Here is a 13873-nt window from a genome sequence, read left to right on the forward strand (position 1 = left end):
ACGACCGCCAGGGCCACGACGAGCACGCCGAGCGTGGCGACGGCGACGCGATCGGCCCCGAGGGCCGCGACGCGGCCACGCAGCCGCGCCAGCGCCGGTGCCGTGCGACCGCCGATGGGGACGCCGACCGAGCTCATGCCGCCCGCTCCCGTGCCCCGTGGCCGCCCACGCGCTCCAGCAGGCCCGCGGTGAGCTGCTCGGCCACGCCCAGGACGGCCTGGCCGTTGACGAGCTCGGGGTAGATGTGCGCCGAGGATGCCGTCGCCAGGCCCGCGGCCGGGAAGAGGTCGGCGGGCTGCGGGCGGCGGGCGCCGAGCACGTGGATGGGCTCGGCGACGCTGGCCCGGGCCACGTGGGTGGCCAGGACGTCGGCGTCGCGCAGCTGCGGGAACATCGTCCTGACGTGGCCGAGGTACTCGCGCCGCACGTCGGCGGCGCTGCGCTCGAGGTCGGGGTTGTCGGGCGCCACGTACTTGGGGACGTAGAGCAGCGTGCCGCCGGCGCGCTGCGGGTCGATGACGTGCGTGGTCTCGACCACGGTGGTCAGCGGGATGCGGCGGTCGGTGATGTTCAGCGCGTAGTAGGGGCTGATGCTGCGCCGCAGCCGCGCGACGACGCAGACCACGCCGAGGTAGCGGTTGGGGTCGGGCCCCAGGACGGCCTCGAGCTCGGGGGCCAGCAGGGCCTGCAGCGCGGGGCGCAGCTGCGTCGTGACGACCCAGTCGTGGCGGCGCAGCCCGTCGGCGAGCACGACGCCCAGCGCCCGGCCGCCGGCGGCCGGCACCTGCAGCACGGGCGTGCTCGTGTGGACCTGGCCGCCGAGCGCCCGGATCTCGCGCGCCAGCGCGTCGATGAGGACCTGGTAGCCGCCCTCGATCGTGCCCATGACCTCGCGGGCGGCGCGGTCGCGCGTCGCCGACATGCGGCGGGTGCGCGCCCACAGGTACGTCGCGGGGAGGTCGTCGTAGCGCCCGTCGAACTTCGAGTCCAGCAGCGGGCGCCACAGCCGGTCCCACAGGTCGGCGCCGCAGACGCGGCGCAGCCACTCCTCCAGCGAGAGGTCGTCGAGGTCGGCGTAGGCCGGCTTGAGCTGGCAGCGGGCGGCGAAGGCGGCCAGCCGGACGCGGTCGACCGCCGACAGGCCCGGGAACGTCAGCAGCTCGCGCGCCGAGGACATCGAGGTCAGGCGGCCCTGCTGGTAGAAGCCGACGCGCGTCGTGCGGAAGCGGAAGGCCTCGTCGCCGAGCCCGACCTCGGCCGCGAGGCCGCGCACCCGGTCGTCGGTGGGCAGGACGACGTGGTAGTAGCGGTCGACGGGGATCCCGTCGAGGTGCGCGGTGCCGGCCAGGCCGCCGAGCTGCGCGTCGCGCTCGTAGACGCTGACGTCCACGCCGGCCTGCGCCAGGCGGTAGGCGGTGGCCAGGCCGATGAGCCCGCCGCCGATGATGCCGACGCTGCCGGTGCTCATGCGGGCGCCCGCATCCGCGTCGCGACCTGGCGCGCCATGAGGCGCGTGTAGCCCATCATCGTCGGCAGGACCTTCAGCTTGGACTCGCCGATGCGCCGGCCGGCGTCGAGGTCGACGGGGATCTCCTCGATGACCGCGTCCAGGCGCGAGAGCTTGCCGAGGATCTCGGCCTTGCACGCGAAACCGCCCTCGCGGATGAACCCGCGGTCGTGGGCCAGATAGCCGCGGCGCAGGATGCCCGCGCGGTAGACGCGGAAGAACGAGGACACCGTGCGCGCGTCGACGCCGGCGGTCGCCCGCACGGCGAAGGACGCGGCGCGGGAGAGGCCGGCCCGGTGGCGCCCGGCGCCGACGATCGCGCCGCCTGCGTGCACGGAGGCCAGCACGACATCGGCCCCCGACCGCGCGCGGGTCAGCATGGCGTCCAGCGCGTCGAGGTCGCTCGTCGTGTCGGACTCCAGGGTCACGACGAGGTCGTCGTCGCGGTCGCAGAGCTCGAGGGCCAGGCGGAAGCCGCGGTCGAACGCGCGGCCCGGGCCCTGGTTGCGGATCTGGCGCACGAGCATGAGCGGGACCGGCCCGTCGTAGGCCGCGGCCACGCCGGCCGTGTCGTCGGTGGACCCGTCGTCGACGAGCAGCACGTGCCCGCCGGCCCACAGCGCGGGGCGCTGCTCGAGGTCGTGCAGCAGGCGCGGGACGTTGGCCTCCTCGTTGAAGGCCGGGATGACGAACACCTGCATCAGTAGGCCCCCCGCCGGGCCAGGACGACCGGGATCGTCTGGCACAGGATCTTGATGTCCCACCACAGCGACCAGTTGGTCGTGTAGACGTAGTCGAGCTTGACCATCTCCTCGAAGGAGAGGTCGTTGCCGCCGAGCACCTGCCAGAGGCCGGTGATGCCGGGCAGGGACTCCAGCCGACGGCCCGCCCAGCCGGTGATCTGGTCGGCCTCGTGCACCACGAACGGGCGCGGGCCGACGAGGCTCATCTCGCCGCGGACGACGTTGACGAGCTGCGGCAGCTCGTCCAGGCGCCAGCGGCGCAGCAGGTCGCCGGTGCGCGTGATCCGCGGGTCGCTGCGGATCTTGAACAGCGGCCCGTCCATCTGGTTGAGGTGCGCGAGGTCGAAGCGCTGGTCCTCGGCGCCGTCGACCATCGTGCGGAACTTCATGATCCTGAAGGGGTCGCCGCCGCGGCCGTTGCGCAGCTGGCGGAAGATGACCGGCCCCGGGCTGTCGAGCTTGATGGCCACCGCGATGAGCGCGAGCAGCGGGCTGAGCACGGCCAGGCCGAGCAGCGAGGCGGACAGGTCGAAGGAGCGCTTGAGCAGGCGCACGCTGCGCGACAGGCGCATGGGCGGCAGGCTCACGACCGGGATGCCCTGGAGGTCCTCGATCGTCGCGTTGGACGCGAAGAGCTCGAAGTAGGTCGGGACGATCGACAGGTGGACGTCGGGCCGGCGCACGCGCCGCACGAGGTCCAGCGTCTGCTCGTAGTGGCTGCCCGTGCCGGCCAGGACCACCCAGTCGATCTCGTGGCGCTCGACGACCTCGGTCAGGTCGGCGGCGCGGCCGAGGATGTCGGGGCCGATCGTGGCGCCGTCGTCGTCGAGGAACCCGACGACCTCCAGGCCGTAGTCGGGGTGCGCGGCGATCTTGGCCTCGATGAGGCGCCCGGTCGCGCCGGCGCCGACGATGAGCGTGCGCCGCGGGTTCAGCACGCCCGGCAGCAGCTGGGAGCGGACCGCCCAGCGCGCCGCGGGCACGAGCACCAGCGCGAAGGCCAGGAACAGGACGGCCTCCGACGGCGAGTACACCTTGATGCCCACGAAGCGGGCCAGCCCCTGGCCGAGGAGCAGCAGGATGAGCGACCCGGCCATGAGCGCGTTGAGCAGCGTCGCGACCTCGTCGAACGTCGACGCCGCGATCGTGGAGGTCTGGCGCTCGTAGAGGCCGTAGGCCGCGAAGATCGCGACCCAGCCCACGAGCGCGCCGACGGCCAGCAGCGCGGTTGCCCACTGCGGAGAGACCAGCGCCGGGCCGGCGACCACGTTGGCCAACATGAAGGTCGCCACGCCGGCCACGAAGAGCGCGACGGCGTCGCACGCGGCCAGCAGGCCCGTGCGACCCCGCTGCAGCCGGCGGACGGCCTGCGCGCGAGGCGCCTGGCGCGCGCGCTGCGGCGCGGAGGCGACCGTCAGCCGGTCAGGACGCGAGCCGCTCATCGGGCTCCGCGACCAGGTCGTGCAGGTGGGCGTACCGGCTCGCCTCGGTGCGGTTGGCCACGCCCAGCTTGCGGTACGTGTTCGACAGGTGGAACTTCACCGTCTGCTCCGTGACCCACAGCTGGCGGGCGATGCGGCCGTTCGTGTGCCCCTGAGCGGCGAGGCGGAGGATCTCCAGCTCGCGCGTCGTCAGGGGGCAGTCCTGCGCGGCGGCCGACGCGCGGGCGCGGCGGGGCCGGTGGACGACGTTCTCCTGGACGACCTCGCGCAGCAGGGTGCCCAGCGCGACGGGGTGCACGGCCTTGGACAGCACCGCCGTGGCGCCGGCCTCGAAGACCTCGTCGAGGGACTCCTCGTCCATCTGGCCGCTGAGCAGCAGCGACTTGGCCTCCGGCGCGAGCTCGGCGACCTCCTGGAGGCGGTCCAGCGCGTGACGGCGGACGTGCATGTCGTCCACGAGGACGATGTCGGGCTGCGCGTCGAGCAGGTGCCGGCTGATGCTCTGGCGGCCGTCGACGAACCCGACGACCTTGAAGCCCGCGGTCTGGCGCAGGGCCAGGCGGATGGCGTGGACCACGAGCGAGTGGTCGGCGACGACGAGAAGACGCTTCATGATGACCTCCTCAGGCCGCCTGGACGGACTTCAGGGACGGACGCTGGACAGGGCGCGCGACGGCGCGCCGGCTGCGGGTGACCCCGCGCAGGTCGACGACCTGGTGGCGCTCGGCGATCGCCGAGTGGTCGATGTCGGGGTGCGCGGTGACGATCACGACGACCTCGGCGAACTCCAGGACGTCGGGCAGCGCGCCGCCCTCCAGGCCGAACTGGGGCAGGCTGGCCACGAACGGGTCGTGGTAGGCGATCTCGGCACCGAGCGCGCCGAGCCGCTGGATGATCTTCAGCGCCGGGCTCTCGCGGATGTCGCCGACGCCGGCCTTGTAGGCCACGCCGAGGATCCCGATGCGCGTGCCCTTGACGGGCTTGCCGAGCTCGTTGAGCCGGCGCTCGACCTTCTCGACGGCCAGGTAGGGCGCGTGCTGGTTGACCTTGCCCGCCAGCTCGATGAACTCGGTCGAGAAGTCGTGCTCGCGCGCCTTCCACGACAGGTAGAAGGGGTCGACCGGCAGGCAGTGCCCGCCCATCCCGGGGCCCGGCTCGAAGCGCATGAACCCGTAGGGCTTGGTCGAGGCCGCGTCGATGACCTCCCAGATGTCGATGCCCATCCGGTCGGCCAGCTCGGCCATCTCGTTGATGAGCGCGATGTTGACCGAGCGGAAGATGTTCTCCAGCAGCTTGGCCATCTCGGCGACCTCGGGGGCCGAGACGCGCACGAGCTGGTCGCAGATCAGGCCGTAGAGGGCCTCGGCGGCGTTGCCGCAGGTCTCCGTGTGCCCGGCGACGATCTTGGGCGTGGTGCGCAGCGTGTGGTCGGTGCGGCCCGGATCCACGCGCTCGGGCGAGAAGGCCAGCAGGAAGTCCTCGCCGGCGGTCAGGCCGGACTCCTCGAGGATCGGCAGGGCGCGCTCACGGGTGGTGCCCGGGTAGGTCGTGGACTCCAGGACGACGAGCTGGCCGGGCTGGAGGACCGACGCGATGGCCTGGCAGGCGTCGACCAGCGGGCTGAGGTCGGGCTCGCGATTGGGCGTCAGCGGCGTCGGGACGCACACGACGATCGCGTCGACCTTGGCCAGCGCCGAGATCCGCGTGGTGGCCTGGAAGCGGTCGGCGATCGCCTGCAGCTTCTCGGACGGCACGTCCTCGATGTAGGACTCCCCGCAGCGCAGCTGCGCAACCCTCCGGGCGTTCACCTCGATGCCGATGACCTGCTCACCGGCCTCGGCGAAGCTCACAGCCAGTGGCAGCCCCACGTAGCCGAGTCCCACGATCCCAACGCTCATCTGTCCCCCAGGTCTTTCCGGGCCACGTGCACCACCGTCTGCGTCCTGCATCCGGTGCTGCTCGCCCAACGCCCACCATCGTGCGGGACGGCCCGTGCGGCGGCAGGGGATTTCCGGTGCGCGCCGACGGTGATGTTCCGCCGGGTCGATGGGTGACGCGCGCCCCCCGTCCGGGTGACGCCGCTGCCCCACGGGGCCCTGGCCGGGCGGCCAGGGCCGGCCTAGCGGCCGCCGCCGCCGGGCGGCCCGACGAACGTCGCGCGGATGCCGTTGGCGATCGCGATCGCCTCGCCCTGGGAGTGGGCTCCGAGCTTGCGCAGCACGCGCTTGACATGGGTGCGCACGGTGTCGCGGGCCAGGACGAGCTCGTCGGAGATCTGGTCGACGGTCAGCCCGGCGCACAGGAGGTCGAGCACCTCCCACTCGCGCGGGGTCAGCTTGCTGCGCACGGGCCGCACGCCCAGGCCGCCGGCCGGCAGCGCCCGCACGGAGTCGATGAGCCGCCACGTCAGCCCGGGGCCGACGACGGGCTCCCCGGCGGCGATGCGCTGCACCGCCGCGACGATCTCGCCGGTGGGTCCGCCCTTGATCAGGTGCCCGGCGGCGCCCGCGCGCAGGCCCACCACGCCGAGCTCGAGGTCGTCGGAGGACGTCAGCAACAGCACGCGCACCGCGGGGTTGCGCTCCACGATCGCCCGGGTCGCCGTGAGGCCGTCGACGTTGGCCATCACGATGTCCATCACCATCACATCGGGACGGAAGTGCGCGGCCAGGTCGATGGCGTCGCGGCCGTTGTCGGCCTCGGCGATCACGGTCAGGCCCGCATCCTGCAGCCCGGCGCGCAGGGCGGCACGCAGGCCGTCGTCGTCGTCGACCACGACGACGCGGGCGACCGCGGCGGCCGCTGCGGGGTGGTCCGGCGACACGATGGCCCGATTATGCCGGGCGGCGTGGCACGGCCGCCGCCGCGCGCCTAGGCCCGGCGGCGCCCGACCTCGACGACGGCCTCGCGGACGAGCTCGAGGTCGGTGGTCTTGGGGATGTGCAGCGTCACCAGGCGGGCCTGCGCCCGCGCGACGAGCTCGGGCTCGAAGCCCGAGAACGTCACGATCGGCGTCCCGGGCGCGATGTCGGCCATCGCGCGCAACAGCTCGGCGGGCGACAGGCTCGGCATCTGGAGGTCGAGGACGATGACGTCGGGGTCGAGGTCGGCGGTCAGGTCCAGCGCCGCATCGCTCGTGCCGGCCTCCCCCACGATCTCGGCGTCCTCGCCACGCTCGAAGACCCAGCGCAGCAGGGCGCGCAACTCGGCGGCGTCGTCGCAGAGCAGGACGCGGACCGCGCTCATGCCGCGGGCACCCGGATGGACACCAGGACGCGATCGGGACCCTCGGTGATCGTGATCGTCCCGCCGCGACGCTCGACGAGCCGGCGGCAGACGACCATGCCGACGCCCGCGCCGAGCATCGGCCCGCGGCCGCGCGGGCGGCCGAACGGCGCGAACGGGTCGGTGTCGGCGCGCGGGGGCGAACCGTCGTCGAGGACCTCGAGCGCGACAACGCCGCCGGCCGTCTCCGCGGTGATCTGGATGCGGCGCGCCGCGCCGGCCAGCGCGCTGCGCAGCAGGTGGCCGAAGAGCCGCTCGGCCTCGCCGGCCCCCAGGGCCGACGCGGGCAGCGGCTCGCGCAGGAGCGTCAGCCCTGCCCGGCGCATGGCGACGTCGAGGTCGGCGGCGGCCAGGTCCAGGGCCGCGTCCAGGGGCGCGCCGGGGGCCTCGGACGCCTCGCCGGAGGCGCGGACGAGGTCCAGGAGGTCGTCGACGAAGCGCTGGGCGCGATCGGTGCCGGCGCCCAGCGCGCGCAGGGCGTCCTCCCCGCCGGGCCCCAGGCGGCTGCGCTGCCCGTGCAGGAGCGACGCGGCCCCGCGCACGAGCGCCACCGCCTCGCCGAGCTGATGGGCGGCCAGGGCGGCGTAGGCGTCCAGCTCTCCCTGCGATGGGGGCCGCGCAGGGTCGCCGGACGTCATTCCTCGGCCGCGAGCCCGTCTTCGAGCATGCCCGCGCGCAGCCGCGAGGCGGCGGCGACGGCCTCGCGCCGCGAGCGCACGTCGAGCTTGCGCAGCACGTTCTTGACGTGCGAGCGGACGGTCTCGACCGAGACGACCAGCCGGTCGGCGATCTCGTCGGTCGACAGGTTCTGGCACAGGAGGTCCAGGACCTCCCACTCGCGCGAGGTCAGGTCGCTGCGGATCGGGCGCAGCCCGGCGCTGTCGTGGCGCACGAGGCGCAGGTCCTCGATGAGGCGCATCGTCAGGCGCCGGGTGATGACGGCCTCGCCGTCGCGGGCGCAGTACAGGGCGCGGGGCAGGGAGTCGATGCCGACGTTCTTGCACAGGAAGCCCGCCGCGCCGGCGCGCAGGGTCATCAGGCCCACCTCGTCGTCGTCGCTGGAGGTGAGGATCACCACCTTGACGTCGGGCGCGCTGCGGGTGATCTCGCCCATGGCGGCCAGCCCGTCCATGCCGGGCATGATGAGGTCCATCACGACGACGTCGGGCTTGTAGTATGCCGCCAGCTCGACGGCCTCGCGGCCGCTGCCGGTGTCGGCGATCACCGTGATGCCGGCCTGCTGGAGCACGTCGCGCAGCATCCGCCGCGCGAGCGGGTCGTCGTCGGCGACGATCACGCGCAGCGTCTTCTCGCTGCTCTCAGCCTTGAATTCCATCCCCATGAGCCCTTCCTGGTCTCGGTCCCGACCGGAGCCGTCCTGTCCGGCTGCTTCCATAGAAAAGAGGATGCGGTTGAAGGCAGGGGGTATTTTTCACCCCCATGACCGGAATCCGGGGTGTTCTGCGGTGGCGCGGTGGCGGCCCCCGCTGGGGATCTGGGGGCCGCCGCGCGCCCGCGAGCTCCGGACCCCGCGTGAGGCGGTACCCCGGGGCCGCCGGTGCGGCGCGGCGCGCGGCATCGTGCCACGCGACCGTGCCCGGGCGACGATACGGAGGCCCCGCGAGCCGCCCAGGTGAGGTGTTGCCGGGCGCCTGGAGGACACCGGCGCCGTGGACCGGGGTAGGAATTTCACCTACGGGGGGTGCGTTCCTCACGTTTGATTGCCGATCACAGGGTTCCGGAGGACACGATGTCGTACGGAAAGGGGATCGTCCAACGTGAGGTACGAGGCCGACATCGACCAGGATGGTCGAGAGGCGGAGCACGCCAGGCAGCGCCGGGATCCGGCGCGGTGGTGGCGTGACCAGGGTCCTCGCCGCCCCATCGACGCGTCCCCGGCCGACGACGCACGCCGGCAGGCCCTGGCCGATGTGGGGCACGAGCTCAAGTCGCCGCTGTCGATCATGCTCGCGCTCTGTGGACGGATGGAGGAGTCCGGCCAGCTCGAAGGCCAGAACGCGGAGGACCTGGCGCGCATCCGCGCCAACGCCTACTCGCTGCTGCGCCGCGTCCAGGACATGATGCTCATGGCCCGGCTGGAGACCTTCGATCCCCAGCTCGAGCTCGCCGTCGTCGACGTGGCCGCGATCGTGCGCGCCTGCGTGGACGGCTTCCAGAGCCTCGCCGCCGAGCGCGACCTGGACCTGCGCACCGGGCTTCCCGACCACCTCCCGGCCATGGCCGACGAGGAGAAGCTCGTGTCCGTCGTGACCAACCTGCTGGCCAACGCGATCCGCCACGCCCCGCAGGGCGGCGTCGTGCGCTGCACGCTGCACGCGCCCGAGGGCCGGATGCTGCTCGAGGTCGCCGACGACGGCCCCGGCGTCCCGCCCGGCGAGCGCGACGCGATCTTCGAGCGCTACCAGCGCGGCGCCCAGTCCGGCGGCAGCGGCCTGGGCCTGGCCATCGTCCGCGAGATCGTGCAGCTGCACGGCGGGTCGGCGGCCGTGGGCGACGCGCCGGAGGGCGGCGCGCTGTTCGTCGTCGATCTCCCCCTGACGCTCACGCGCGGCGCCCGCGCCGCGGCGCTCTCGTCGCTGCGGCTCGCCGACCGCCAGAAGGCCATCGTCGAGGACCTGCGTGCCGAGCTGGGCACGTACAGCCGCCCGGCCGCCGCGCCGCCCGAGCTCCTGCCGCGCAGCGCCTGAGCGCACCGTCAGATCTCCAGGCGCGCGTCCTCGAGGTCGAGGTCGCGCTCCATCCGGCGCATGATGTCATCGGTGATCTCGCCGCGGTTGCGCTGGCGGATGACCTCGGCGCGCTAGGCCTCCAGGACCTTGCGGCGCAGCCGCTGGTAGGCCTGCGAGCCCTCCTCGATGTCGCCGTCGTCGTCCTCGTCCAGGCGCGACTCGAAGCGCCGGATCCGGAACTCGTAGACGCCGCGCATCCGGTCCGCCGTCCCGTCGCGCACCCACTCCTCGCCGGCCAGCTCGTCCAGGCGCGAGAGCGCGGCGGCGGCGGTGGCGATGCGGGCCCGCGCCTCCTGCTCGGCCACGGTCTCCTCGTCGTCGTAGACGCCCGCCAGCCCGATGAGCCGGCCGAGCGTCAGCCCCTGCCCCGCCACCGTCACGAGGATCACGGCGTACACGAGGAAGATGATGAGGTCGCGGTCGGGGAACGGCGCGCCGGCGCCGGTGCGCAGCGGGATGGCCAGCGCGGCGGCCAGCGACACGGCTCCGCGCATCCCCGACCAGCCCAGCAGGCCGCTCACGCGCCAGCCCGGCGGCTCGTCGGCCTGCCGGTCGGGCCACCAGCGGGCGACCATGCGGGACACGATCGTGAACGGGAGGACGAAGGCGAAGCGGGTGACGATGACGGCGCCGCACACGATCGCCGCGTCGGCGGCCAGGTCGCCGGTGGTGATGCCGCCGAGCCCGTCGATGACCGTGTGCAGCTGCAGGCCGACGAGCACGAAGAGCGCCGCGTTGAGCGCGAAGACCAGGATCTCCCAGAACGCCACGGACTGGATGCGCGTCGACGGCGTGACGAGCTCGGGCGAGCGCCAGCCCAGGTACAGGCCCGACGTCACCGCCGCGAGGACCGCCGACACGCCGGCGGCCTCGGCGGGCAGGTAGGCGAGGTAGGGCGTCAGGAGCGAGATGGTGATCTCCGTCGGCGCGTCGTCCAGGCGCCGGCGCAGCGGCGATCAGCCAGCCGACGACGAGCCCGATCGCGATGCCGCCCGCGGCGCTGAGCAGGAAGTCCCCCACCGCGGTGGCCAGCGAGAACGAGCCCGAGACCACGGCCGCCACCGCGAACTTGTAGGCGATGAGGCCCGTGGCGTCGTTGATGAGGCTCTCGCCCTCGACGATGGTCACCAGGCGCCGGGGCGCGCGCGAGCGCACGGCGATCTCCACGGCCGCCACCGGGTCGGTCGGCGAGACGATCGCGCCGATCACGAACGCCGCCGGCCAGGACAGCCCGTCGATGAGCCCGTGGGCCACCGCGGCGACGGCCACGGTCGTGGCGACGACGAGCCCCACGGCCAGCGAGCCGATGGGCCGCACGTTGGTGCGCAGGTCCTGCAGCGAGGAGAAGAACGCCGTGGCGTACAGCAGCGGCGGCAGGAAGGCCACCAGGATGATCGCGGGGTCCAGCTCGAAGCTGTCGACGCCGGGCAGGAAGGCCAGCGCGGCGCCGCCCACCGTCAGCGGGATCGGGTACGGGATGCCCGTGCGCTCGGCCAGCAGCAGGAAGGCGCCCGCACCGAGCAGGACGCCGAGCACCACGAGGTCCCCGTGCATCGTCGGCGGCCCTAGGGGGCGACGAGCACCGCGACGGCCAGCGCGGCGACGCCCTCGCCGCGCCCGACGAAGCCCAGGCCCTCGCCGGTGGAGGCCTTGACGTTGACCGCCGAGGGCGGCACGCCCAGCGCGTCGGCCAGCGCGGTGCGGATCGCGTCGCGGTGCGGCGCAAGCTTGGGGCGCTCCATGATCACGGTCGTGTCGACGTTGGCGACGACCAGGCCGGCGGCGGCGACCCGCGCGACGACCTCGCGCAGGAGGGCCATGGAGTCGGCGTCCTTGAACGCGGCGTCGGTGTCGGGGAAGTGGGCGCCGATGTCGTCCAGTCCGGCGGCGCCCAGCACGGCGTCGATGACCGCGTGGGCCAGGACGTCGGCGTCGCTGTGGCCGAGCAGCCCATGGCTGTGCTGCAGGTCGACGCCGCCCAGGACGAGGCGGCGCAGCGGATCCGCCACCAGGCGGTGGGAGTCCCAGCCGATGCCGGTGCGTGGGATCCCGGGCATCAGCCGATCGGCTCCAGGCGCCGCGCGCGGCGGTCGAAGACGGCCAGCTCGGTGATGCCGACGGCGTCGAGGAGCTCGAGGGCCTTGTCGTACTCGTAGCCGAGCTGGTCGGGGGTGTGCGCGTCGCTGGAGAGCGCGATCGGGTTGCCGGCGTCCACGATCATCTCCAGGAAGGCCGCGTCGGGGTAGATCTCGCCGACGGGCTTGCGCAGCCCGGCCGTCGAGACCTCGATGGCGATGCCCGACTCGGCGATCTGCTCCATGGCCAGGTCGTAGTAGAAGCGCAGGTCCTTCTCGGGCCAGGGGCGCTGCTCGCGGCCCCAGTGCTTGACCAGGTCGGGGTGGGCCAGGATGTCGTACATGCCGGTGGCCGCCAGCTCGCCCAGCCACGTGAAGTAGGTCCGCCAGATGTGGTCGGCGCTGCGGCCGCTGTTCCACACGTCGTACTTGTCGTAGTCCAGCGCGCCCTCGGCGAGGAAGTGGATCGAGCCCACGACGAAGTCGAAGTCGCGCTCCTCGAGCAGCTCGCGCATGCGCTCCTCGCGGCCGGGGACGAAGTCGGCCTCGATCCCGAGCTTGAGGTCGGTCTCGTCGCGCACGAAGTCGCAGTAGCGATCGAGGTCGTCCTGGGCGCTCTGGACCCACAGCGGGTGCTGCCAGACGTCGAGCGCGGCGGTGAAGCGGTACACGTGCTCGGCCACGCCGAGCTCCTCGATGCCGCGCTCGGCGGCGACCTCGCGGTAGCGTTCGGCGTTCTCAGCGGTGAAGTGGCGCTCGGCGGGGGTGCCGGGCTCGTCGGGACGCAGGTGGACGTGGTAGTCGGTCAGCACGGGAGGGGCGGTGGCGGGCGGGGTGCGGGAAGGTCAGGGGCGCCGCGCGGCGAGCAGCGCCTCGGCGACGTGGAGGTCCACGAGGGTCGTCACCTTGAGGTTCTCCCTGGGGCACTCTACGAGGCGCACGGTCCCGCCCATCGCCTCGACCAGCGAGGCGTCGTCGGTCGCGGCGGCCAGCACGTCGTGGGGCTGGGCCAGCGCGCGCTCCAGCACGTCGCGGCGGAAGACCTGCGGCGTCTGCACGGCCCAGAGCCGGTCGCGGTCCAGCGTGCGGGCCACCGACGCGGGCGTCGCGCCGTCGCCCTCCTTGATCGTGTCGGTCACGCGCGCCGCGGCGATCGCGGCGTCGGCGTCGGCGTCCAGCCCGGCCAGGCAGGCCCGGACGATCTCCGGGGTCAGCAGGGGGCGGGCGGCGTCGTGGACGAGGACCGGGTCGCCGGCCAGGGTGTGGTGCAGCGCCGCACGCACCGAGTGCGAACGCTCGCTGCCGCCCACGACGCCGCTGGTGCCCGCGGGGGCCTCGATCCCGGGCGGCAGCGCCACCACGACGTGCTCGACCTCGGGCACGGCTCGGAGCGCGTCGATGCTCCACTCGAGCATCGGGCGACCCCCGCACATGACGAACGCCTTGGGACCGGAGGACCCAAGGCGTTCGCCACGACCGGCGGCCACGACGAGCGCGACCGCAGACATCAGGTGCTACTTCGCGGCGGCGGCGAGGCGCTCGGCCGACGACGTGAGCAGGTCGTCGAGGTAGGCCTCGGCGTCGTCCTCTGTCTTCTCCAGCGCGTACATGAGCTCGGAGGCGAGGATCTTCTTGGCGCGGGTGAACATCTGCTTCTCACCGGTCGACAGGCCCTTGTCGTACTCGCGGATCGCGAGGTTGCGCACGACCTCGGCCAGCTCGTAGATGTCGCCGGTCTTGATCTTGTCGCGGTTGTGCTTGAACCGGCGGTTCCAGTTCTTGGGCATCTCCGACAGCTCGTCCTGCAGGACGGCGAGGACCTTCTGCACGGTCTCCTCGTCGATGACCCGGCGCAGGCCGGCGATGCCGGCGTTCTCACACGGGACCATGACGGTCATGTCGTTGTGCAGGATCTTGATGGTGAGGTACTCGCGCTCCTCACCGAACATCTTCTTGACTTCCTTCTTGAGGACCTGCCCCGCGCCGTGATGCGGGTAGACGACGTTGTCGCCGATCTCGAAGTCGATGTTCACGACCTCGACGATCTCGAGGTCTTCCATGATCTGCTCTT

The 13873-nt window shown here is 73.2% G+C and carries 15 protein-coding genes and 1 pseudogene; 1 reads left to right on the top strand and 15 read right to left on the bottom strand.

The features are described from left to right. Positions 1–133: 133 nt before the first annotated feature. The 9 genes from FSW04_RS22655 to FSW04_RS22695 form a co-directional block, all read right to left on the bottom strand. Positions 134–1468: an FAD-dependent oxidoreductase gene (locus FSW04_RS22655; protein ID WP_146922460.1), complete on the bottom strand. Its 1335-nt coding sequence runs from the start codon at positions 1466–1468 to the stop codon at positions 134–136. Continuing rightward, positions 1465–2208 carry a glycosyltransferase family 2 protein gene (locus FSW04_RS22660; protein WP_146922461.1) on the bottom strand — a complete coding sequence of 248 codons (744 nt, stop codon included), beginning with the start codon at positions 2206–2208 and terminating at the stop codon, positions 1465–1467. Before FSW04_RS22660 ends, FSW04_RS22655 begins: the two co-directional genes overlap by 4 nt. Further along, entirely contained in the window at positions 2208–3692 is a 1485-nt protein-coding gene (locus tag FSW04_RS22665) for a sugar transferase (RefSeq protein WP_146922462.1), read from the bottom strand. The genes FSW04_RS22660 and FSW04_RS22665 overlap by 1 nt, the downstream gene beginning before the upstream one ends. Further along, positions 3673–4305: a response regulator transcription factor gene (locus tag FSW04_RS22670; protein WP_146922463.1), complete on the bottom strand. Its 633-nt coding sequence runs from the start codon at positions 4303–4305 to the stop codon at positions 3673–3675. Before FSW04_RS22670 ends, FSW04_RS22665 begins: the two co-directional genes overlap by 20 nt. A 10-nt stretch (positions 4306–4315) precedes the next feature. Beyond that, a complete protein-coding gene (locus tag FSW04_RS22675; protein WP_321167671.1) occupies positions 4316–5575 on the bottom strand; it encodes a nucleotide sugar dehydrogenase in 1260 nt (419 codons plus the stop codon). Positions 5576–5811: 236 nt separating this feature from the next. Next, positions 5812–6516, bottom strand: coding sequence for a response regulator (locus tag FSW04_RS26540; RefSeq protein WP_187369033.1), 705 nt, complete (start codon positions 6514–6516; stop codon positions 5812–5814). A gap of 47 nt (positions 6517–6563) precedes the next feature. Continuing rightward, complete coding sequence (locus FSW04_RS22685) at positions 6564–6938, bottom strand: response regulator (protein WP_146922465.1); 375 nt, start codon at positions 6936–6938, stop codon at positions 6564–6566. Continuing rightward, positions 6935–7615 (bottom strand): sensor histidine kinase, encoded by a 681-nt coding sequence (locus FSW04_RS22690; protein WP_146922466.1) that lies wholly within the window; start codon positions 7613–7615, stop codon positions 6935–6937. The genes FSW04_RS22685 and FSW04_RS22690 overlap by 4 nt, the downstream gene beginning before the upstream one ends. Continuing rightward, the gene (locus tag FSW04_RS22695; RefSeq protein ID WP_187369034.1) at positions 7612–8313 is read right to left on the bottom strand and encodes a response regulator; all 702 of its coding nucleotides are present in this window, start codon (positions 8311–8313) and stop codon (positions 7612–7614) included. The genes FSW04_RS22690 and FSW04_RS22695 overlap by 4 nt, the downstream gene beginning before the upstream one ends. A gap of 595 nt (positions 8314–8908) precedes the next feature. On the opposite strand from FSW04_RS22695, the gene FSW04_RS22700 reads away from it, so the two are divergent. Continuing rightward, entirely contained in the window at positions 8909–9685 is a 777-nt protein-coding gene (locus FSW04_RS22700) for a sensor histidine kinase (RefSeq protein WP_187369035.1), read from the top strand. 113 nt (positions 9686–9798) lie between these two features. On the opposite strand, the gene FSW04_RS28025 is transcribed toward FSW04_RS22700, so the two are convergent. From FSW04_RS28025 to FSW04_RS22725, 6 genes and pseudogenes are all read right to left on the bottom strand, one after another. Beyond that, positions 9799–10677 carry a cation:proton antiporter gene (locus FSW04_RS28025; RefSeq protein ID WP_321167714.1) on the bottom strand — a complete coding sequence of 293 codons (879 nt, stop codon included), beginning with the start codon at positions 10675–10677 and terminating at the stop codon, positions 9799–9801. A gap of 61 nt (positions 10678–10738) precedes the next feature. Then, positions 10739–11281: pseudogene (locus tag FSW04_RS28760) on the bottom strand (cation:proton antiporter domain-containing protein); the annotation flags it as partial. A gap of 11 nt (positions 11282–11292) precedes the next feature. Further along, a complete protein-coding gene (ispF, locus tag FSW04_RS22710; RefSeq protein WP_146922469.1) occupies positions 11293–11784 on the bottom strand; it encodes a 2-C-methyl-D-erythritol 2,4-cyclodiphosphate synthase in 492 nt (163 codons plus the stop codon). Next, positions 11784–12614 (bottom strand): histidinol-phosphatase, encoded by an 831-nt coding sequence (locus FSW04_RS22715; RefSeq protein ID WP_146922470.1) that lies wholly within the window; start codon positions 12612–12614, stop codon positions 11784–11786. The genes ispF and FSW04_RS22715 overlap by 1 nt, the downstream gene beginning before the upstream one ends. A 33-nt stretch (positions 12615–12647) precedes the next feature. Next, on the bottom strand, positions 12648–13310 hold the full coding sequence (gene ispD, locus FSW04_RS22720; RefSeq protein WP_146922471.1) for a 2-C-methyl-D-erythritol 4-phosphate cytidylyltransferase: 663 nt from the start codon (positions 13308–13310) through the stop codon (positions 12648–12650). 6 nt (positions 13311–13316) lie between these two features. Further along, positions 13317–13862, bottom strand: coding sequence for a CarD family transcriptional regulator (locus FSW04_RS22725; protein ID WP_228430660.1), 546 nt, complete (start codon positions 13860–13862; stop codon positions 13317–13319). Positions 13863–13873 lie beyond the last annotated feature (11 nt).

Origin of the sequence: Baekduia soli (assembly GCF_007970665.1) — a bacterium.
In the GTDB taxonomy this organism is placed as follows: domain Bacteria; phylum Actinomycetota; class Thermoleophilia; order Solirubrobacterales; family Solirubrobacteraceae; genus Baekduia; species Baekduia soli.